This is a genomic window from Novosphingobium sp. NFX11 (genome assembly GCF_057376415.1).
Genome location: NZ_CP080385.1, coordinates 1,362,603 through 1,384,026 on the forward strand (window position 1 = coordinate 1,362,603; position 21,424 = coordinate 1,384,026).

At 64.6% G+C, this 21,424-nt stretch carries 15 protein-coding genes and 3 pseudogenes; 9 read left to right on the forward strand and 9 right to left on the reverse strand.

Annotated features, from left to right (window positions below; all coding sequences use genetic code 11):
- Nucleotides 1-117 precede the first annotated feature (117 nt).
- Together KZO24_RS24110 and KZO24_RS24115 are read left to right on the forward strand one after the other, a co-directional pair.
- Nucleotides 118-909 (forward strand): MFS transporter, encoded by a 792-nt coding sequence (locus tag KZO24_RS24110; RefSeq protein WP_486487344.1) that lies wholly within the window; start codon nt 118-120, stop codon nt 907-909.
- Nucleotides 837-1,562, forward strand: a complete 726-nt coding sequence (locus KZO24_RS24115) for an MFS transporter (protein WP_486487345.1) — start codon at nt 837-839, stop codon at nt 1,560-1,562. The genes KZO24_RS24110 and KZO24_RS24115 overlap by 73 nt, the downstream gene beginning before the upstream one ends.
- A 141-nt stretch (nt 1,563-1,703) precedes the next feature.
- Here KZO24_RS24115 and KZO24_RS24120 read toward each other — a convergent pair whose 3' ends face one another.
- The 3 genes from KZO24_RS24120 to KZO24_RS24130 all read right to left on the reverse strand — a co-directional run bounded on the left by KZO24_RS24120 (nt 1,704) and on the right by KZO24_RS24130 (nt 3,790).
- Nucleotides 1,704-2,660: a LysR family transcriptional regulator gene (locus KZO24_RS24120; protein ID WP_051586947.1), complete on the reverse strand. Its 957-nt coding sequence runs from the start codon at nt 2,658-2,660 to the stop codon at nt 1,704-1,706.
- A gap of 105 nt (nt 2,661-2,765) precedes the next feature.
- Nucleotides 2,766-3,173 carry an alpha/beta fold hydrolase gene (locus KZO24_RS24125; RefSeq protein ID WP_486487346.1) on the reverse strand — a complete coding sequence of 136 codons (408 nt, stop codon included), beginning with the start codon at nt 3,171-3,173 and terminating at the stop codon, nt 2,766-2,768.
- Nucleotides 3,113-3,790, reverse strand: coding sequence for an alpha/beta fold hydrolase (locus tag KZO24_RS24130; RefSeq protein WP_486487347.1), 678 nt, complete (start codon nt 3,788-3,790; stop codon nt 3,113-3,115). The genes KZO24_RS24125 and KZO24_RS24130 overlap by 61 nt, the downstream gene beginning before the upstream one ends.
- Nucleotides 3,791-3,996: 206 nt before the next feature.
- Here KZO24_RS24130 and KZO24_RS24135 point away from each other — a divergent pair, with 206 nt between their 5' ends.
- Nucleotides 3,997-4,998 carry a nitrilase-related carbon-nitrogen hydrolase gene (locus KZO24_RS24135; RefSeq protein WP_271184111.1) on the forward strand — a complete coding sequence of 334 codons (1,002 nt, stop codon included), beginning with the start codon at nt 3,997-3,999 and terminating at the stop codon, nt 4,996-4,998.
- 153 nt (nt 4,999-5,151) lie between these two features.
- Complete coding sequence (locus KZO24_RS24140; protein ID WP_486487348.1) at nt 5,152-6,246, forward strand: hypothetical protein; 1,095 nt, start codon at nt 5,152-5,154, stop codon at nt 6,244-6,246.
- Between the two features lie 213 nt (nt 6,247-6,459).
- Here KZO24_RS24140 and KZO24_RS24145 read toward each other — a convergent pair whose 3' ends face one another.
- Nucleotides 6,460-7,437, reverse strand: coding sequence for a ParB/RepB/Spo0J family partition protein (locus KZO24_RS24145; protein ID WP_271184113.1), 978 nt, complete (start codon nt 7,435-7,437; stop codon nt 6,460-6,462).
- Between the two features lie 169 nt (nt 7,438-7,606).
- Nucleotides 7,607-8,815 (reverse strand): AAA family ATPase, encoded by a 1,209-nt coding sequence (locus tag KZO24_RS24150; RefSeq protein WP_271184114.1) that lies wholly within the window; start codon nt 8,813-8,815, stop codon nt 7,607-7,609.
- Between the two features lie 561 nt (nt 8,816-9,376).
- On the opposite strand from KZO24_RS24150, the pseudogene KZO24_RS24155 reads away from it, so the two are divergent.
- Nucleotides 9,377-10,682: pseudogene (locus KZO24_RS24155) on the forward strand (replication protein RepA).
- Between the two features lie 43 nt (nt 10,683-10,725).
- On the opposite strand, the gene KZO24_RS24160 reads toward KZO24_RS24155, so the two are convergent.
- The gene (locus KZO24_RS24160) at nt 10,726-11,061 is read right to left on the reverse strand and encodes a LysR substrate-binding domain-containing protein (RefSeq protein ID WP_486487349.1); all 336 of its coding nucleotides are present in this window, start codon (nt 11,059-11,061) and stop codon (nt 10,726-10,728) included.
- A 7-nt stretch (nt 11,062-11,068) separates the two neighbouring features.
- Nucleotides 11,069-11,602, reverse strand: a complete 534-nt coding sequence (locus KZO24_RS24165; protein ID WP_486487350.1) for a LysR family transcriptional regulator — start codon at nt 11,600-11,602, stop codon at nt 11,069-11,071.
- Nucleotides 11,603-11,924: 322 nt separating this feature from the next.
- Between KZO24_RS24165 and KZO24_RS24170 the strand changes: the two are divergent.
- The 3 genes and pseudogenes from KZO24_RS24170 to KZO24_RS24180 all read left to right on the forward strand — a co-directional run bounded on the left by KZO24_RS24170 (nt 11,925) and on the right by KZO24_RS24180 (nt 17,762).
- Nucleotides 11,925-15,129, forward strand: a pseudogene (locus tag KZO24_RS24170) (efflux RND transporter permease subunit).
- Nucleotides 15,122-16,315, forward strand: coding sequence for an efflux RND transporter periplasmic adaptor subunit (locus KZO24_RS24175; RefSeq protein WP_271184117.1), 1,194 nt, complete (start codon nt 15,122-15,124; stop codon nt 16,313-16,315). Before KZO24_RS24170 ends, KZO24_RS24175 begins: the two are co-directional and overlap by 8 nt.
- A 4-nt stretch (nt 16,316-16,319) precedes the next feature.
- Nucleotides 16,320-17,762, forward strand: a complete 1,443-nt coding sequence (locus KZO24_RS24180; RefSeq protein WP_271184156.1) for an efflux transporter outer membrane subunit — start codon at nt 16,320-16,322, stop codon at nt 17,760-17,762.
- Here the strand turns inward: KZO24_RS24180 and KZO24_RS24185 are convergent.
- Nucleotides 17,759-18,291, reverse strand: a pseudogene (locus tag KZO24_RS24185) (hypothetical protein). The gene KZO24_RS24180 and the pseudogene KZO24_RS24185 overlap by 4 nt on opposite strands.
- Nucleotides 18,292-18,651: 360 nt before the next feature.
- Entirely contained in the window at nt 18,652-18,885 is a 234-nt protein-coding gene (locus KZO24_RS24190; protein WP_370424482.1) for a hypothetical protein, read from the reverse strand.
- A 61-nt stretch (nt 18,886-18,946) separates the two neighbouring features.
- Here KZO24_RS24190 and KZO24_RS24195 point away from each other — a divergent pair, with 61 nt between their 5' ends.
- Nucleotides 18,947-21,316, forward strand: coding sequence for a TonB-dependent receptor (locus tag KZO24_RS24195; protein ID WP_271184119.1), 2,370 nt, complete (start codon nt 18,947-18,949; stop codon nt 21,314-21,316).
- Nucleotides 21,317-21,424 lie beyond the last annotated feature (108 nt).

A 21,424-nucleotide genomic window follows, 5' to 3' on the forward strand; every position in this document is an offset into this window, starting at 1 on the left:
GCGGGGATGACGGCGAAGGGGCGGCAAATCCACCCTGCGGCCATATCACCAAACGGCATTAGGCCATCGCCCCGAGCCCCCGTGTTCTGCTTTTCAAGCACGAGTACGGAGAACCGCGTGGCAACAGGATCAGGTAGGGCGGCCCATGCAGGCGCCGCAAGTTCCAGAGCATGGTCGATCAGGATAGGGTCGCTGCTGATCCCCCTCGCCCATGCGGCGGGACAGAACGTCGTGACCGTCCTCGGCCTGCGGTTCATGACGGACAGTCTGGCGATCTCCGCCGGGACCGCGGGGCTCATCTTCGCCCTCGTGAAAATCTACGACGGCTTTCTCGACCCCACCGTCGGCGCGTGGAGCGATCGCTTCCAGTCCAAGTGGGGCCGCCGCCTGCCATTCCTCTTCGCGGGCGGACTGGCGATGCCGCTGGGCGTCGTCATGCTGTTCGGCGCGCCCGACGTGGGATCGGTGCTGCTGACCGAGGCTTTCGTGACGCTGGCGCTGATCATCCACGCATCCGGCTATACCCTGATGACGATCCCCGGCTTCGCCATGGTCGTCGAAAGTTCCACCGACCCCGACGAGCGCGCCCGGCTCATGGCATGGCGCACTTACGGCAACGCGGTCGGCACCCTGCTCGGATCGACGCTGCCGACATGGCTGCTGGGCATGATCGGGCCGGGCCGCCAGAGCCACCTCATCCTCGCGGTGCTGGTCGGCGCGATCGTCTTCGTCGCGACCACCGCCGCCGTGCGCCTGCTACGCGACGCCCCCGCACGGCGCCGAGTGCCGAGGCCGCCCGCAAGCCGCGCGGCCGCTTCGAACTGTGGCGGCAACTGGTGGTGGTCTGGGCCAACAAGCCGTTCCAGATCCTCGCGATCGCGCATGTCTTCCTGCTATTCGGCACCGTGATCGGGTCGGCCACCCTCGCCTACTTCACCCGCGTCGTGCTGAAGGTCGGCGATGCCACGCTGGGCACCTATTTCATGCTTTCGACGGTCGCGATGGTGCTGTCGATGCCGGCCTGGGTGTTCGGGTCGCGCCATCTCGGGCGCAAGGCGTGCTACATGATCGCGCTTGCCGTCTACGGCGCCAACCACCTGACGTGGCTGCTTGCCGGGCCGGGCGAGAGCACCCTCGGCATCGGCGCCCGTGCCCTCGTCGGCGGCTTCGCGGGCGGCGGCATGATCCTGTGCGCCTATGCCCTACTTTCCGACGCGGTACGCTATGACTTCGTCCGCAGCGGCGAGCGTCGGGAGGGCGCGTTCGCGGGCATCACCACGCTGCTGGACAAGCTTTCCTCCGCCGCCTCGCTGGCCGCGCTGGGCGCATTCCTGTCGGCGATGGGCTACGTGTCCTCGGCCAGCGGTGGCTCGGGCGCGCAGGGTGCCGACGCCGAATGGGCGATCATGATGTGCGAGTCCGTGATCCCGGCGCTGGCGATGGCCGGTGCCTTCATCACGATGTGCTTCTACCGCCTCGACGCCGGGGAACTGGCGCTGGCGGAAACGACGGCAGCACCCGCGCTTGACCCTGCGGTCGATCCCACGGGCGAACCGACCTGAAGGAAATTGCAGCCCCGGCGGTTAAAGTCGGGGCTTTTCCCTACTCCAACCTCGTCATTGCGAGCGAAGCGAAGCAACCCAGGGCGGCGTTAAACTGCCCTGGGTTGCTTCGCTTCGCTCGCAATGACGAAGTGTTTTCGATCAATTCGCGTGAGGACGCTTTTCCACCAGAACCGCAACCGGAACATGCGGGATCGCCCGGCTTTCCTCCACGTCCGGTCGCCCGACATGGGCGCGCAGCTTTTCGGCGAAGAGTTCCGCCGAACGCTTGATCTCGGCATCCGCCCGGAACAGCAGTCCCGCGCGCAGAGGGCGCGGCATCCGCTCGACATTCAGCGCGACCGCGCCGGTGCCCTCCATCAGCGCATCGGGCAACATGCCCAGCATGCCTTCCTCCAGTACCAGCGACTTCATGAACGAAACCGAGCTGGTCCTGACCCCGGCGGCCGGCATCCCGGCGTTGCCGACCGCGAAGTAGTTGCGAGTGGCTGCCAGCCAGTGCTTCTGGTCCAGCATCGCCCATGCCCAGCGTGTCAGCTCGGCGGGCGTGATACCGCTACGGTGCGCAAGCGGGTGCCCGGGCGCGGCGTAGATCGAGCAGGACGAACTGCGGATCCGCTCATAGGCCAACTTCTCCTGCATCGTAGTCGCCGGAACGGTGGTGAAGACGAGATCGACCTTGCGGTCCATCAGGGCGGGAACGGTCTCGTCAACATGCCCCTCGACGATCCGCAGCGATACGTCGGGATGCTCGCGCGTGAATTCCGCCACGACGGCGCGCAAACCCATCTGTGCCTGCAAGGGGCAGATCGCGGCCACCAGTTCCTCGCCCAGCCCGCGCTTGGCAAGGGCGATGCGCTGCTGCGCCCGCTCCTGCTCGTTGACCATGAGCCGCGCATGCTCGAGCAGCGCGGTGCCCGCCGCCGTCAGTTCCACCCCGCTGGAACGGCGGTCGAACAGCCGCGCATCGATCTCGTCCTCGAGGGTCTTGATGCTGCGGGTAAGCGCGGGCTGCGTCAGGAAGACCCGCTCTGCCGCCCGGGAAAAATTGCCCAGCTCCGCAACCGCAATGAAGTGCCGCAACTGACGAAGATCCATGATCCCACCTCAAGCCTTATGACGGAAAGAGGAAGGGGAACCCGGAGCTGCCCCCGGGTCCAGAATTTAACGCTTCCTCCCCGCTCTGCGGACAATCCTCCGCGCTTATTTCCCTGTGGCGGGTGTCGCCGGAAGTGCGTCGATCCATGCCTTGAGGTCGCGCCCGGTCTGCTCGGGCAGTTCGATCATCGGGTAGTGGCCGACGTCGGGATAGTGGATGATCTTCATCGGCGCATTGGCGAACATCACCCGCGCGTCGTCGGCCCGGTCCTTGGGGATGACGATGTCTCGGTCGCCCCACTGCAGCAGCACCGGCACCTTCACGGCCGCCGCCGCATCGCCCGCACCGGACTTCCACACCGCCTTGGTGTTCGCCTCGTAATAGGTCTTCACCCGCGCGAAACCGCCGGGGATGTTGTTGGTCATGTAGTACCAATGGACCGTCTCGGGCTTCAGCCGCTCCGGACGCCCGTAGAGTTCGGCCAGCGAATGGCGGTAGAAGAACTCGGGCATGTAGTTGGGCACGAGGTTCGTGTGCACCCACAGGACCGATGATACGAGAGCCGAAGTCTCGGTCGGAGGGGCGCCTTGAGCGGCAGGGTGGATACCGCCAGCGCGCGGACCTGCTCGGGATGGCGCGCCGTGTACATCGTCGCGATCGTCGCCCCGCTGGAGCTGGCGACGATGACGAACTTGCCAAGGCCCTTCTGCTTCACGAAACGCTCGATCAGTTCCACGACGCTCGGCATCCCCTGCGAGGCACGCGGATCGACGGAGAGCCCATAAGGCGGCCAGTCGAAACGGATGACGCGGTAGGAGCCCTTGAGCTGGTCGGCCCAGCCGTCCCAGATCCGCAGGTTCGACATGGAACTGTGCAGCATCAGGATGACCGGCCCCTGCCCTTCGTCGCGGACATGCAGCTTGACGTCGCCGACCATCTCGAACTTCGACGGCCCGGTCGCCTGCTCGGCCGCGACAGCCTCATAGCTGGGGTTCCACCAGCCAAGCCGCATAGTGCCCAGCGTACCCGCCGCGACGAGCGCCACTGCCGCCACCACGCCGCCGACGATCCTGCCCACCCGGCGGCTGCCCTTTTCGGAACTGCTTTCGGCCCGATCCCTGACGCTCATCCATGATCCCCTGTGCTGAAACGCCGATGATGACGGGGAGCGCGGCGCGGCTCCAATCAGTAGATTGCAATGAGCCATACCCGCACCGCATGGCGCCACACTACGCGAGCCAATGTCTCCGGCAGGTGGGTAAACGGCGCCTCCCCAAGAATGAGCGGCGGAGAATCGCGCTATCGAACACTCCAAACCGACAGAGGGAGATCAAGATGCGCCACGCCCCGCCCCCGCCTTATGTCCTCGCCACGTGCGCCTCGGCGCCGCAGTGCGTGTTCGCGAATGGCGCCGTGGACCGCGCCGCGATCGACCACAACATCGCGCAGACCATCGCCCTGACCGAGCGGGCGGTCGGCGATCACGGGGCACGGCTGGTCGTGTTCCCGCAGTTCGGCCTCACCGGCTATGCCATGGTTTCCCCCGAGGCCTGGCACGACGCCGCCTTCGCGCTCCCCGGCCGCGAGATCGAGCGCATCGCCGAAGCCTCCCGCCGCACCGGCGCATGGATCGCCGTCCAGGTGCCCGAACGCCACGACGCCTTTCCGGGTCGCCACTTCCTTTCCTGCGTCATCGTCGGTCCTGACGACGGCATCGCCCTCGTCCACCGCAAGGGCTATTCGCTATCGCTGCGCACCAGCCCGATCGATGTGTACGAGCGGTTCGTGGAAGTCTTCGGCAAGGACGCATTCCACCCCGTGATCGACACACCGATCGGCCGTCTCGGCGCGGTGATCGGGGCCGAATTGCACTGGCCGGAAGTGTGCCGTTCACTGGCACTCAAAGGCACCCAAGTGGTACTCAACCCCATAGCAGCGGCGCCGCACCTCGACTATCTGCAGCGACCGGGCGCACTCCACGTTCGATCCGTGCGCGCCTTCGAGAACATGGTCTATCTTGCCACCGCCAACATCGCCGGACCGGCCGACACACCCCCGTCGATCATCTTCGATTACAAGGGCGCCTCCATCGCCGAGCCTGTCGAGGGTGCGCCCGAGATCACCCTCGCCACGATCGACATCGCCGCAATGGAAGCGTGGCGCGGAGCGCCATCCGCCAATTTCCTCGCCCAGATCCAGCCGGCCACGACGATCCACCCGGACCCGCACCTCCATTGGCCCCGCAACGCATGGCCGGCGCAGGCACCATCGACGTTCGAGGATCTCGCTGCCACGGAGGCGGATACCTGGCGCAAGTTGAACGCGCACTGGGGCTGAACGGGTTATGCATCCGAGCGATTGCATAGCTAATCATATTTAGCTACCTATATGCTCGAAAATTCGCGTAAAAACCGCGATTTTATCGAGTAGTTCAAGCATGAATTCCGCTCCTGAGGATGCCCCGGCAGCCCCCTTGAAGCTGACGCTCTCATGGCGTTCGGCCATATGTGCGGCGCCTTGTCGTATTGCCCTGAAGCAACCCTGCGGGTCTTTGCCGGGCAGGCCTTGCGCCACACGCTGATCGCGGCGCTTCGGCAGGAGGGGCATGCCTTTACGGAAATGCGCTTTCACGCCTGGTTCGCAGGGCTGACCACGCTCTCCGAAGACAGCCCGAGAAGCGCCCGCCCCGCCCGCGCCTTGTGCAACGCGATCCTGACCGAGCTTGCCAACTGGGGCGATACGGCGCTCGCCGCCGCAGCAGGCCAGCTGAAGACCGCCCTGCTCGCGCCACTGGAGGGCCACGACGAGAACGCGAACGCGGAAGCCAATCGCATTTTCGAAGCCGCGCGCCTGGTGATCGGCACCCTGCCGACAGCGAAGACCTCCCCCTTGCCGACATGGCAGCGTTGCATGCCGCGATTGCCGGCAACATCGACTTCGCGCCGCCGGAGCGAGCACCTTCTCGCCTTGCCACGCCACTGCGGCAATTCAAGATCGAGCCCCCTCCCTCAAGGCGCCACTCTGGGCGATCGACCTGGTCTTCTCGCGGCGCCTGTTCGAGCAGCGGAACTTGCGCACTGCCCTCCCCTTTCCGGCCTCGCCCGAGCCAACGCCATAAGTGAAGCGGACGTCCTGCAGCGGCGGCTCATCTTCGCCGACGCTATGCAGAGCGCGGTCGGCCCGATGCTGACGATGATGCAGAACGCCGATGCTCTCGCCCGCTTCGCCCATGCTCCGGCACCGGGCCGTCGCGGCAATTCGAGAGCACCCTTGCTGATGGAATTGCTGGCCGGCTTCGGACCGCTACGTTCACGGCAGATCGAGACGATACTTGGCGCGTCGCGCCTCGGCGTCGCGGGAATGATCGAAAGTTGGGAAGCCTTGGGCGCGATCAGCCGGACGACGATCTCGGGTTCGCACCTGCTGGAAATGCGAACCATGCAACGAGCATCAGTACAATCCCCGAGGCCAGAGGCACCCGCATTCTCGACATCGGTTCTCGCCGACTACGAGTCATCGATGGAAGCCATCGACCGCCTTCTGGCACGTCGCGATGACGCGCGACAGGATGACGGCTCCACCTGATCGACCGGCGCCTGAGAACCTTCCCACGGCAAAATGGCGTCAATTTAACCGGATTGCCCGGTTTTTGACCTCCCCGGAAATGGGCCTTTCAGCGCCATAACGATCTGGAGACAACCTGCAGGTCATAAATGTCGCCGCGGCGCCCTACGAGGCCCTGAGGGCAAAAATCGAAAATTCGGGGCCAACACAATGCGCATCGGCCCCGAATATATGTCAGCCTTCGATGAGCCCACGAATCGCGGTCATCAGTTCATCGGTCGATGCGCCGGAGCGCGGAACGATCTTCAGGGTCAGTCCGCTGCGTGCCGAACGGGCGTAACGGAGCATCGGTTTGCCGTTCGCGGCCTTGACCACCAGTTCGCCGCCGCCCGTCTTGGTCTTTGCGACGGTCGCCGCAATCAGCCGCTTCGCCACTTCCGGACCCGACAGCTTCACGCCAAGGTCCGCGCGATCTTCGCGCACGCCCCTGCCCTCTTCGATCATCAGCGCCAGTGCGCGCGGATCGCCGGTCAGTGGTTTGATATCGCGCGCCACGCGTACCGTCAGGTCATGGGTATCGGCGAAGATCTCGACGATCTCTGCAGGCAGTCGCGCCACGTCGAGCAGGCGGCTGAGCCACGAGCGGGAAATCTTGAGATGCTCGGCCATCTCGCTCTGCGAACCGTCATAGAACTCGTCGAGCGCGCGAAGATATTCGTTGGCGCGCTCCCAGTCGGAGATGTCCTTGCGCGACCGGTTCTCGATGTCGGAGACGCGGAACGCCTCTTCGTCCGACACATGCTGGATGGTGACAAGATATTCGTACTCGGGATGGTGGTGCGCCCGCAGCCACTGGACCGTCCACCAGCGACGCACGCCGGCGATGATCTCGTAGTCGTAGTCAGGGTCGTTCGTCAGCCTGCGGACGATCGCCGGGATGCGCTGCTTCTTCGCCGAGAGGAATGCATCGATCAGGTCGCGGCAGCTCTCCTCGTCGAGGTGATCGAGATCACGGTTGTGAAGACGCCAGGGGCGACACCGTGCCGGGTCCACCCACTCGGTCCGGTCAGTGACGACCTTGCCCGAAGCCAGCCGTGCGAGGGTCTGGCTCCGGCTGGCCATGATGCTTTCCGACGGCGCCGAGTTGTCCAGATCCGCGTCATCAAGCCCATCGGTGAGGCTGCTCCCAAATCCGCGATTGCCCTTTGCCATAGTCACTTCCCGTCCGCCGCAGCGCCTGTTCCAGTGCCGGTTGCCACGTGGCAACACCGACACACATTCCCGTTTTTACTCTCGATCCGGATGCAGACAACAACCGGATCGAAACTCACATCACCTTGAATTCAGGCGAGTTTCTTATTCGTTGCCACGTGGCAACTGCTCAATCTATCCGACCAGCCCGGCTCGCCCAGGTTCGCAGAACGTCCTGTTCGATGTCGTGGCAGACATCGTTGAGGAAGCGAACGCAGCGGTTGTGCACCTCATGCGACGTGACCGGGCGATCGAGTTCGAAGACCGTCTTCATGCGCGAGCTGGCGTTGTCGATCTCCGCGCTGACCTTGAGCACGGAGTTGATCATCGAACCGCCGAATACCTGCCGCATCATACCCAGGATCTCGCGGTGCATGGACTTGCTGTCATCCACGCGGCTAGCGACCAGACGGATGAAATTGTACGCAGGGCGCACTCGCCCGCCCAGTTGCTCCAGCTGCTTCATGGTGGTGCGGGCCATGTCGATGAACGAGACGGTCGATGCGAAGTCGATGACGCTCGGCGGCGCCGGAATGACCATTGCATTGGCAGCCTGGAGCACCGCCATCGATACCATGCCGAGCGCCGGCGGCGGGTCCATCACGACGATGTCGTAATCGTCGACGACTTCGTCGATGGCCTGGGCAATGATGTCGATGACGTCGAAGCTCTGGTTCTGGGCCAGGTAGCCGGCGATCTCGTACTCCAGATTATAGAGCTTCAGATTGGCCGGGATCAGGTCGAGCCCGAAGAAGTGCGTCTTGCGAATGATCGAGCGGACGCCCAGCAATTCCGGATTATGGAAGTGCCCATAGAGAGTGTCATCCTCTCCCAGGTCCACGTCGGGACGATAGCCGAACATCATGGTCGAGCTGGCTTGGCTGTCGCAGTCGATGAACAGGACGCGGTAGCCGCGGATCGCGAAGTGCTGCGCCATGTGCAAAGCGAGGGTGGACTTGCCGACGCCGCCCTTGAAATTCGACACCGAGAGGATGGCCGGGGTATCGCCCGGTGCACGCCACGGCCGCGTGCCGAAGACGGCCCGCATGTGATCGAGTTCCTCCAGCGTATATTGCACGCGGTGTCCCGAAGCCGTGCGGTCTCGTTCGGGCAGGCGTCCATCGCGTTCGGCCTCCCGAATGGCGGACGCAGTGCGGCCGACCAGCGAGGCTGCCTTGGAGATCGGGAAGGAAGGGCCGACCTTGTGCCCCGTCTCCGGATCGAGCGCGCCGTCGCGGATACGCTTGAGAATAGTGAGAGCCTTGCGATGAAGCAGGCCAAGGCTATCTTCCAGCAGTTCGTCACCGCTGATTTCAGAAGGAGCAGGGGTCGTCGCCATAGATACCCGTCTTGTGAGTTTGAGGCCCAACCCTACCCCCGTTGGAAGTTTCGAGCAACGACCCGTCCACCAGTGTTACAAAACCACCGATGATCTCCGTGCTTTTTGCCCCATTCCGAGTCGCACGAGACACATGCACGAGTCGAATGACCGATGATCTCGGTGCCGTTAGCGAATCCGGAGCCGTGAAATGACTCTGTCGCGCCATCCGATCTGCATTTCTGTCGTCCTGAGATCGCCGTTTTCCCCCGCTACCGATGATCTCGGTGCCCAGCGATGATCTCAGTGCGTAACAGCGATGATCTCGGAGCCGTTTGGACCGATGATCTCGGAGCGCAAACCTATACAAGAATCCCTAATCAAAATCCGATTCGCGAATCGGTTCGATTGAAAAGCATGGGAAATTGAGTCGAACCTGCAAAACGCACCGAGATCATCGGTGAGGTTGTAGGTTTGAACCGCTAATTCCTGCCGAAACTGCCAAGCTCCTTGCCAATCCGGGCGAAACCTGTTGTCTAAGCGGCAGATGACAGCCCCATGAGTCGGGCAAAGCAGGGCGATATGAACTCGGATAGCAGCAAGCCGATTGGACACCAGTATGCCCTCGCCATGATCGATGGCGGCGAGGAACGGGTGCGTTCGCTTGCCCGGGCCGCAGGGTCGCAATTGACGATGGATGCATTTCTGCGCGTCCATGACGAAGAGCCGGTGCCGGCGTTCCTGCATTCTGCGCTTTGTGCCATGTCGCTGCCGACGAAGCGACCCAAGGACGAGACCCAGCCGATCCTGCGCGAAGACGGCAAGTATGCGCTGGCGATCAACCCGCGGCCGGTCCTGCAAACGGTGGATGGCAAGCCGCTCCTGCGCAGCCTTGGCGTACCTTACGGCGCCTATCCCCGCGTCGCGCTGATCTACCTTTTGTCGCAGGCGGTTTCGAAGCGTTCGCGCGATGTCTATCTCGGCCGCAACTTTACCGAGTGGATGCGCCGATTAGGGTATCAGACCGTGTCCTATGGGCCGCGCGGTACGGCCAACCGCATGCGTGAGCAGGTCGACAGGCTTCTCGCCTGCGAATGGCAGATCTCGCTGGGATGGCACCGAGGCCGACGACAATGCCTTCGCCGTGCGCGACGTCAAGATTTCCAACGAATATGCGGGTTCGCTCGAGAAGAACGGTGCCTTCGCCCGTGAGATCCGGATGTCGGAAGGCTTCTATGCGCACCTCATCGACCATGCGGTGCCGCTCAACGAAGTGGCGATCCGCGAGCTGAAGGGCACGCCTACCGCCCTCGACCTCTATACTTATCTGGCCTATCGTCTGCCGCGCATCGCCGCCGACAAGGGGCAGACGATTTCCTGGGATCAGCTGGCGCGCCACCTAGGCAACGATGCGGACAGCAAGCGTTTCCGGCAGACCGTGCGCGAGACGATGCAACTGGTTTCGGCCGTCTATCCCAACGCCAACATCGACATGACCGGCCGCAAGGTCGTGCTCTATCCTTCGCCCGCGCCGCTGGAACGCAAGCTGGTGGGGCCTCATCTGCGGCTGCTGGGTGCGCCAGCGGCAAAAGAGGCACCGAGATCATCGGTCATGCCGAAGGCCAAGACCCGCAAGGAGGAGGCCGCCAACGAGGGACCCCTGCTCGAATTCCCGAACGGCAGCATGAGCTTCGGCACGCGCGAGGCGGCATACCGCAAGATCGGCCTCGACAAGGGACACCCCTGGTCGGTGGACCAGATGGCCGACGCCTTCCGCGCCGGGTTCCCCGGAATTTCGCGCAAGCGCAGCGAAACCGAGTGGCTGCGCGTATGGGATGCTTTCGTTATCAGCTATGCCAAGCGCAGGGGAGCAGCCGAGGGCGAGTGACCGATGATGTCCGAGCCGTTTGACGGTCAGGGCTGCGCTATGGTCAATCGCCGACCGGTTCTATGAGGCTGCGGAAATTGCGCGTCGTCGGTGAGGCGTCGCGCAGATGGAACAGCACGAGCTGGCTGGAAAACGGCATGTCGATGGGCCGGAACGTCAGCGTGTCGACATTCAGGCGGGCCAGCGACCGGGACAAGATCGTTATGCCGAGCCCTGCGGCGGTCAGCCCGACGAGGGTTCCGAAACTGTCGGCTTCCAGCGCGACGGTCGGACGGAAGCCAAGTTCCTCGCAATGGGTGCTCAGCATCTCATTGAAACCCGCGCCGTTCATCGAGCCAAAGAGGATGAGCTGCTCGCCCTCGATGTCGGCAAGCGACAAAGGCCGATCAGTGCTCCGCAAGGCGGTGATCGCGCCGCATCGCCACCATCATGCCTTCGCACTGGAGCGGAAGGACCTGCATCTGCGGCAGCAGCGCCAGCGGTGAGAAGGCGCGCAAGATACCGATGTCGAGGGTGCCGCGCTCGACGCGGCTGATCTGTTCCTCGCGCGGGAGCTCGCTCAGTTCGACATGCACTTCCGGGAACTGCGCCCGAAACCGCGCGAGCGCGTCGACGACATAAGGCGTGAACGGCACCGAAGGCGAGAAGCCCAGACTCAGGCGGCCGACTTCTCCCGAATCCGCCAGCTTGGCGATGCGGGCGGCACGGTCGGCTTGTGCCAGCGTCTCGCGCGCCTGGGGCAGGAACTGCAGCCCGGCGCGCGTCAGTTTTACGCTTCTGCTCGTACGGTCGAACAGGCGCACGTCGAGTTCCTCCTCCAGCGCACGAATCTGCTGGCTGAGGGGAGGCTGCGATATGCCCAGACGCTGCGCGGCTGCCCCGAAGTGGAGTTCTTCGGCCACGCAGACGAAGTAGCGCAAGTGCCTAAGCTCCAAAGGTCACGCTCCGATTGAGAGGTTTTCGATATTGATCGTGCCTCCATATATATTGGACAGAAAAGATCCAAGCGCGCATCGGCGGTTTCGTGAGGGGTTCCTCTCACGATGCGGCCGGACAACACCGCTCCCGAACAACAAGGCGGGTGACCGATCCGTTTCCTGACGCCGGAGCCACCGGCCGGGCCTTCGTCCTGCGCTTCAGTCGCGGCGGGGCAGGGCGGTGCGACCGGCTTGCGACGAGGATGGCGGTGAAGGGGCCGTGAGGCGCGGATCGACCGTGCCTTCGCGGCACATGGAGAAGTCGATGATCGGTATCGTCAAAGTTGCCCTGAACCGCCCGCTGACGTTCATCGTCATGGCCATCCTGATTGCCGTCGGCGGTATCCTCGCGGCGTTCAGAACGCCGGTCGACATCTTTCCCGAGATCAAGGTTCCGGTGATCGCGGTCGCCTGGCAATATGCGGGCCTGCCGCCGCAGGACGTCGGCGATCGCATGATCACGCCTTACGAGCGCGTGCTGACCACCACCGTCAACGACATCGAACACGTCGAGAGCCAGTCCTACCAGGGCATCGGCATCGTCAAGATCTACTTCCAGCCGGGCGTCGATATCCGCACCGCGACGGCGCAGGTCACCTCGATCTCGCAGACGATCCTCAAGCAGCTTCCGCCGGGTGCGACGCCGCCGCTGATCCTCAACTATTCCGCTTCCACCGTGCCGATCCTGCAGCTTGCGCTATCGGGCAAGGGGCTGACCGAGCAGCAGCTTTTCGATCTGGGCCAGAACCAGATCTCGTCCGCGCCTCGTCACCGTGCCCGGCCTTGCCATGCCGTTCCCGTCCGGCGGCAAGCAGCGTCAGGTCCAGATCGACCTCGATCCGCAAGCGCTGCAGGCGCGCGGGCTTTCAGCGCAGGACGTCGGCAACGCCATTGCCGCACAGAACCAGATCAACCCGGCTGGTTTCGTGAAGATCGGTGCGACCCAGTACAGCGTGCGCCTCAACAACTCGCCGAGCACGATCGACGCGCTCAACGACATCCCGGTCAAGGTCGTCAACGGCGCCACCATCTATATGCGTGACGTCGCCTACGTGCGCGATGGCAGCGCGCAGCAGCAGAACATCGTGCATGTCGATGGCAGCCGCTCGGCGCTGCTGACCGTGCTCAAGAACGGCGCAGCCTCGACGCTGGCCATCGTCAACGGGGTGAAGGAGGCCATGCCTTCCATCCAGCAGACGCTGCCCGACACGCTCAAGGTCCTGATCGTGGGCGACCAGTCGCTGTTCGTGAAGGCGGCGGTCAGTGGCGTCATCCACGAAGGTGCGATCGCCGCCGCGCTGACCTCGCTGATGATCCTCCTGTTCCTCGGCTCCTGGCGCTCGACGGTGATCATCGCACTGTCGATCCCGCTGGCGGTGCTGGCTGCCGTCATGGCGCTGGCGATCTTCGGGCAGACGCTCAACGTGATGACGCTGGGCGGCCTTGCGCTCGCGGTCGGCATCCTCGTCGATGACGCGACGGTGACGATCGAGAACATCAACTGGCACCTCGAGCAGGGCAAGGGCGTCGTGGAATCCATCCTCGACGGCGCGGCGCAGATCGTGACGCCGGCGTTCGTCTCGCTGCTGTGCATCTGCATCGTCTTCGTGCCGATGTTCTTCCTGCCGGGCGTCGCGGGCTATCTTTTCGTGCCGATGGCGCTGTCGGTGGTCTTCGCGATGATCGCCTCGTTCATCCTGTCGCGCACGCTGGTGCCGACCATGGCGATGTACCTGCTCAAGCCGCATGCCCCGCACGGCGAGAACCATCACAACGCCGGAGAGCCAGGCTCGCGCAACGTGTTCGTCCGCTTCCAGCGCGGCTTCGAGGCGCGGTTCGAAAAGGTGAGGGCGGTCTACATCAGCCTGCTGCGCCGGGCGTTGGGATCCAGCAAGGGCTTCATGATCGGCTTCCTTGCGATCGTGCTCGTCTCGTTCGGACTGATGCCATTCCTGGGCAGCAACTTCTTCCCGGCGGTCGATTCCGGGCAGATCGCCATGCACGTGCGGTTGCCCGCAGGCACCCGCATCGAGACTTCGGCCTCGCGGTTCGAGGCGATTACCAGCGAGATCCGCCGGATCATTCCGGCAGAACAGCTTGGCACTGTCACCGACAACATCGGCCTGCCGGTCAGCCCGCTCAATACCATCTATTCGAACAGCGGAACGATCGGTCCGCAGGATGGCGACGTTCTGGTCACTCTCAAGGAAGGCCACCAGCCGACCGAGCAATTCGTCGATCGTCTGCGTGTGGAAATGCCGCGCCGCTTCCCCGGCGCCACGTTCGCCTTCCTGCCCGCCGACATAACCAGCCAGATCCTCAACTTCGGTTCGCCTTCGCCGATCGACATCCAGATCGCGGGCAAGGACCAGGACGCCGCGCGTATCTACGCGCACAAGCTGATGACCAGACTTTCGCGCATTCCCGGGATCGCCGACATGCGGCTGCAGCAGCCCGCGCGCTCGCCGCAGCTTGACGTGGAGGTCGATCGGGCACGCATCGGTCAGTACGGACTGAGCGAAAGGGACGTGACGACCAGCCTTGCCAGTTCGCTGGCCGGCACGGCGCAGACCGCTCCTCTGTTCTTCGTGAACCCGGAAAACGGCGTGTCCTATCCGGTCGTGGCGCAGGCGCCGGAGTATCAGGTCGGTTCGATGAACGCGCTGTCGGACATCCCGGTCTCGGGCACTGCCGGAACGCCCACGCAGCCGCTCGGCGCGCTGGCCTCGCTTACCCGGTCGAGCACGACCTCGGTGGTCTCGCACTATAACATCCAGCCCGTGATCGACATCTATGCGACCACGCAGGGCCGTGATCTCGGCAATGTCGCGGCCGCCGTACAGTCGGCGATCAGTTCGCTCGAGAAGGAACAGCCCAAGGGCACGACCGTCACGATCCGCGGCCAGTACCAGACCATGAACACCGCTTTCTCCGGCCTTGGCTTCGGCTTGCTGGGGGCGATCTTCCTGATCTACCTGCTGATCGTCGTGAACTTCCAGAGCTGGGTCGATCCCTTCGTCATCATCACCGCGCTGCCCGCCGCGCTTGCCGGGATCGTATGGATGCTCTTCGCCACGGGGACCACGCTTTCGGTGCCTGCCCTTACCGGCGCGATCATGTGCATGGGCGTGGCGACCGCGAACTCGATCCTCGTCGTCAGCTTCGCGCGCGAAAAACTCGCCGAACTGGGCGATGCCACCAAGGCGGCGATCGAGGCGGGCCTCGTGCGCTTCCGCCCGGTGCTGATGACCGCGCTTGCGATGATCATCGGCATGGCGCCGATGGCGCTCGGGCTGGGCGAGGGCGGTGAGCAGAACGCCCCGCTCGGCCGCGCGGTGATCGGCGGCCTGATCTGCGCTACGATCGCAACCCTATTCTTCGTCCCTACCGTGTTCAGCTTCGTCCACCGCCGCCGCACCCATGGCGACGAGCAGACCCGTTCGATGGAAATGCAGCCCAGCCATGCTTGAACCCGAGATCACTGAAAACAACAGCCTCTCCAGCGGCACGCTGAAGAAGGTCGGCATCGGCGCCGCCGTCGTCGCGCTGGCCGTCGTCGCCTTCGGCGTCGCGAGCCGGATCAGCGCCACCAACGACCTTGAGGCGGTGGCCGCCGACGCTGCGGTTCCCACCGTCACCGTCGTCTCGCCCGCCACGGCCGAGGGCGGCGACGGGCTCGTCCTGCCAGGAACCATCCAGGCCTACAACAGCGCCGCGATCAACGCGCGGACCAACGGCTACGTCCGCCGCTGGCTGGCCGACATCGGTGATCACGTGAATGCCGGGCAGACGCTCGCCATCCTCGACGCGCCCGAGATCGACCAGCAGCTGGCACAGGCCAAGGCGGACTACCAGACCGCGCTCGCCAACCAGCGCCTTGCCGCGACGACATCGAAGCGCTGGCAGTCGATGCTGGCGCAGGACGCCGTCTCGCAGCAGGAAGCGGACGAGAAGGCGGGCGACCTCGCGGCCAAGACCGCGCTGGCTAACGCTGCGCTGGCCAGCGTGCGCGAACTGAACGCCAAGCACGGCTTCACGCAGCTTTCCGCGCCGTTCAGTGGTGTCGTGACCAGTCGCTCGGCCCAGATCGGCGCGCTGGTCGTGTCGGGTAACGCGGCATCGCAGCCCCTCTTCACCGTCTCCGACGTGCACCGCATGCGCATCTACGTGCGCGTGCCGCAGGTCTATTCCTCCCAGATCCATGCCGGGATGAAGGCCAGCCTCAACCTGCCCGAATTCGCAGGCCGCGATTTCGAGGCGTCGCTGACCCGTTCGGCGGGCTCGGTCGATGCCCAGTCGGGCGCGATGCTGGTCGAACTGCAGGCGGACAATTCCGACGGCGCGCTCAAGCCCGGTGCCTTCGCCCATGTGCGCTTCGCCATCGACGGCGTCGGCGGCGGCCTGCGCCTTCCCGGCAGCGCGATCATGGCTGCGGAGGACGGCCCGAGCGTCGCGATCGTCGGCAAGGACGGGACGGTCACACTGCGCCGCGTCACCATCGCCCGTGACGAGGGCAAGACCGTACTGGTCTCGGTGGGCCTGAAGACCGGCGACAAGGTCATAGACTCCCCGCCGGATGCGATCCGCACCGGCGACCACGTGCGCATTGCCGTGCCGGACAGCAAGGACGTCAAGGGGACCGGCGGCAATGGTTGACGCCATGGCGGACAAGGGCAGGGCCGTGCTCGCCCGAGCGCTGGCATTGCCGATCGCTCTTGCGCTGGGTGCCTGCTCGATGGCGCCGGACTATCAGCCACCCCAGACCGCTGCGCCTGCGCAGTTCAAGGAAGTTGCCGGCTGGACCGCCGCCGCCCCGCGCGATGGCGAGGGCAGGGGGCCTTGGTGGGAGGTCTATGCCGATCCGATGCTTACCGATCTGGAGGCGCGGGCAGCAAAAGCGAGTCCGTCGCTTGCCGCGGCGCTTGCACGCTACGACGCGGCACGCGCCGCAGCGCGGGTGGAGCAGTCGGATCTCTACCCGCAAGCGGGCGTGAGCGGGCAGGCTTCGCGCGAACGGCTCTCGGAAAATCGTCCGCTGAGCACCGGCACCACACGCAAGTACAACGACTATACCGTCGGCGGCTCGATCGACTACGAGCTGGACCTCTGGGGGCGCATCCGCAACCAGGTGAAGGCGGCGACGGCGGAATCGGATGCGAGCCGCGCGGATCTCGCCTCCGCGCAGCTGAGCCTGCAGGCGGCGGTGGCCGATGCCTATTTCCGGCTGCGGGGCCTCGACGCGCAGGCGCAAGTGCTCGACCAGTCGGTCGAGGCTTTCGCGCGGGCCTACGACCTGACCGATAAGCGGCACACCGGCGGCGTCGCCTCCGGGATCGACGTCAATCGCGCCCGCACCGTCCTCGGCAATGCCCGCGCACAAGTGGCGACGATCGCCAACCAGCGCGCCGCCACCGAGCATGAGATTGCGGCCCTCGTCGGCGAAGTGGCTTCCGGTTTCAGCCTGCCGGTGGCTGCGGCCGACCTCGCGCCGCCCGCGCCGCCCGCCGCGACGCCGTCCGATCTGCTGCAGCGTCGCCCCGACATCGCCGCCGCAGAGCGGCGGGTCTTCGCAGCCAACGCCCGCATCGGCGTGGCCAAGGCGGCGTTCTTCCCTTCGCTGACGCTGGGCGCGGCGGGCGGATGGGAGACCACCAACGGTCAGTTGCTGACGACGCCGAACACGTTCTGGTCGCTCGGCCCGCTCACCAGCCTGTTGACGATCTTCGACGGCGGCCGCCGGTCGGCACAAGTGAAGATCTCGCGCGCGGACTACGAGGAGACGGCGGCGGACTACCGGGAAACCGTGCTCACCGCGTTCCGGCAGGTTGAGGACGCCATTGCCGCGATGCATCACCTCTCTTCCGCCGCCGTGGCGCAGAAGGAGGCGGCCGATGCCGCGCAGCGCACGCGGGACATTGCAATGTCCCGCTACCGCGACGGTGCGGCGGGCTATCTTGACGTGGTGACCGCACAGACCGATGCGCTCGATGCGCAGCGCGCGTACATCTCGGTGCAGACGCAGCGGATGCAGGCGAGCGTGGCCTTCGTGAAGGCTCTCGGGGGCGGTCTAACGGCACCTGCGGATGCTACGGCGGGGCATTAATTGAGCCTTAGTTCGCCCTGGAGTGCTTCGCTCCGGGGCGACTGTGGCGCCGGACCCGATCGCCCCATCAGACACCGCGCTCCGCCGACCAGCGTATAGACCGCGTGGCGCCCGCTCCGCGGTTCTGGTGATCGACGCGAAAGCCCTGGTAGTGGCGCCGGATCAGCCCGGCATGCACCAGTTCAGAAACCGCGCGGCTGAGGTTGGTCTTGCCCGACTTGCGGATACGTTCGTGCACCTCGGCGGCGATCACCGCTTCGGCCGCCTGCGGTTCCGCCGGGGCCTTGCCGGAGGCGAGCAGCTCAAGGCGCACTTTCTCCGCCAGCATCAGCCGCTTCGGGTCGCGTGCGCCCATCGGGGCGAGCGCGTCGCAGAGCCAGTCGCGCAGCAGGGTGCTGCGGCCTGCGCGCAGGATGAAGGGCCCCGCGCTGCCGTCGGGCCGCGCGATTTCGGCGATGAGGCTCAGAACCATGAAGGCATAGCGCGGCCGCGAACTTGTCTGTGCCACGCGGTCGAGGAGATCCGCCATGTCGCTGGTCTGCCCGCGATGCGGGGAGAGAGGCGTGTAATGGAACATAGCGAGGCAAAATAGAGCACATAAATGGAATCGTGAGAATCCCCTTTCCGGACCATGTTTCGCTTTGTCAGCAATGACACTTTACCGGGGGCAAAGTGTCACGGGTGAGATCCTCCATTACGCTCATGATTCGCTACGCCCGGCGAACCTTTCACGCCAATTGACCCGATGCGCGTGCAATCAAACATACCCGCGAATTGGTAAGACCGACGTGGGTATCGGACGCACCAAACATTGCCGGTAAGAAGTAGGGGGCGGCGAATTGCGCCGGAATACTTCGGAAAAGTGTCATTTCCGGCACTTATCCTGCCTTCATGCGGACTTGCCTCGACAAATCGCCACAGCGAATGCCCGCACGAGCATCATCGCCGGGAAGATGTTGGCCGCCACTGCTTCATTACTCCGCCGCCCGCCCGTATGGTCCAGCGGCTGATTGCGGAGCTTTCCGGCCTCGCAATTGGACGGACAGGTTCCCGCGTCGACGGGGGCCGCCGAAGAAGGCTCCGCCGCCAAGACGGGGCGATCGACGGGCGTTTCCAGCACCATGCGGCCTCAGGGCCGCAGCCGGGAGCGACCGAACGGTAAGACCAATGATGGGGATGATGTGATGAGGCTGTTTTCGTCTGTACTTCTGTGTTCCGCCAGCCTGGCAGGTCTCTCGACCCCGGCCCTTGCGCAGGATGCGGACACGTCCGCCGACGAAGCGGTCGCCGGCAACGTCATCATCGTCCAGGCTCGCCGCCGCGACGAGGCGGTGCAGGACGTTCCGGCGGTCATCGACACGGTGACGGCGGACGACGTGGCCAAGCTCAACATCCGTGACTTCAAGGAAGTCTCCACCCTCGTCCCCGGCCTCCAGCTCACCACCGAGGCGAACGGCGTCGGCGGCGGCGGCCGCCTGCGCGGCGTCAACTTCGACGTCTCGGCCAGCGGCACCAACCCGACGGTCGAATTCTACTTCAACGACGCGCCGATCACGGCGGGCGTGATCCTGCAGCAGATGTACGACATCGGCCAGATCGAAGTGCAGCGCGGGCCTCAGGGCACGCTGCGCGGCCGCGCCGCGCCTTCGGGCTCGATCACCATCGGCGCCAAGAAGCCCGATCTCTATTCGGTGGGCGGCTTCACCGACATGACCGCCAACGATATCGGCACGCTCAACTTCAAGGGCGGCTTCAACCTGCCCATCATCGAAGGCATCGCCGCGATCCGCGTCGCCGGTGTCTGGGACGAGAACGAGGCCGACCGCGTCCGTCCGATCACTTCTGCGCGCGATCCCTTCCAGCGCACCAAGAGCGGCCGCATCTCCGCCATCGTGCAGCCGACCGACTGGCTGAAGTTCGAGGGCATGTACCAGAAGATGGACCGCAAGGCCCGTCTCTACGATCAGGTCGCGTCCTTCAGCGAAGTGAACCCCGACGCCGCCGCGAGCCCGGTCTATATCGACAGTTCGGACCGCCGCTCGATCATGGAATCGCCGCGTCCGATCCACCAGATCTACGACATCTACAACTGGCGCGCGGAGGCATCGGGCTTCGGGCAAGTGCTGATCTATCAGGGCCAGCACTATACCCAGAAGATCACCGGCATCGAAAATTCGGACGAGGCCAACTTCTTTTCCGCCGGCACCGTTCAGGATACGTATTCGTCGCCCAAGGCGACCTCGCATGAAGTGCGCCTGCAGAACGACGCGCGCATCGCCGACATCTTCGATTACGTCGTCGGCTTCTTCGACTACAAGAACGACAACCCGACGACTCTCAACCGTCCGACCATCCTGGGCTATCCGACGAGCGCGACGACCGGTGCCATCTTCGGCATCGTCAACACCGCGATCCAGCGTACCAATACCAGCCACGAGCAGTCGTTCTTCGGCAACCTGACCGCGCATCTGGGCGAGGGGACCGAAGTTTCCGGCGGCGTGCGCCACATCTCCTACACTTCGCAGAACGGCTTGTTCATCAATGGCGCCTCGACCGCCACGACCGGTCAGGACGCGAAGAAGTGGATCTACTCGGCTTCGGTGAAGCACAATTTCTCGCCAGACTTCATGGTCTATGCGAGCACGGGAAGCTCCTGGCGGCCCGGTATCAACGTGGTTGGCGATTTCAGCCAGCGCATGTCGGAACTGGAGGAGAGCTTCGTCAACCTGCCGCCGGAAAGCTCCAAGTCCTATGAGCTGGGCTTCAAGAGCACGCTTCTGGGCGGCCGCATGCGCCTGAACGCGACGGCCTACCACCAGAAGTTCAAGAACTATCCGTACCGCACCGGCGGACGCGGGGTCTACTTCGTGGACTACACCAATCCGGCCAACCCGGTGGTGACCCAGTTCAACTTCGTCGGCGCCGTCCCGGTCGAGGTCAACGGCATCGAGGGCGACGTCTCGATCGACGTGATGGACGGCTGGAACCTGGGTCTCGTCGCCAGCTACTCGATCGGCAAGATCAAGAGCGGTACGGTTCCATGTAACGACCTCAACGGGGACGGCGTGCCGGATGTGATCACGTCCGCGCCTTCGCTGCCGGTTCTGCAGGCTGCGGTTGGCAGTGACAACATTTCGGCTTGCCAGGTCAACCAGCGCTCCGGCTTCCAGGCGCCGTTCAGCGCAACGCTGACCAGCGAATACAGCTTCGCGGTGAGCGATCACGTCAATGCGTACGTGCGCGGCCTGTTCAACTTCTTCGGCAGTTCGCGCGTCGACCCGGTGAACATCTACGACAACCTCGGCTCTTACGGTCTGGTCAATGTCTTTACCGGCATCCGCGACGCCAAGGGGGCGTGGGAAGTCTCGCTCTTCGCCAAGAACCTGCTGGACACCACCAAGACGCTGACCCGGACCGACCCGCTGTTTACGTCCTATCGCAACATTCTGGCGGGTGGCGCGGCGACCACGTTCACCAGCACTTACAACGGCGTGACCACCACCGCCCCGCGCGAGTTCGGTATCAACGTCCGCTACGCCTTCGGCAGCCGCTGAGAGGCCAAGGACTTCGTCATTGCGAGCCGCGAAGCGGAGAAGCAATCCAGGGCAGCTTTGCGTTGCTCTGGATTGCTTCGCTCCGCTCGCAATGACGAAGTGAGGCGG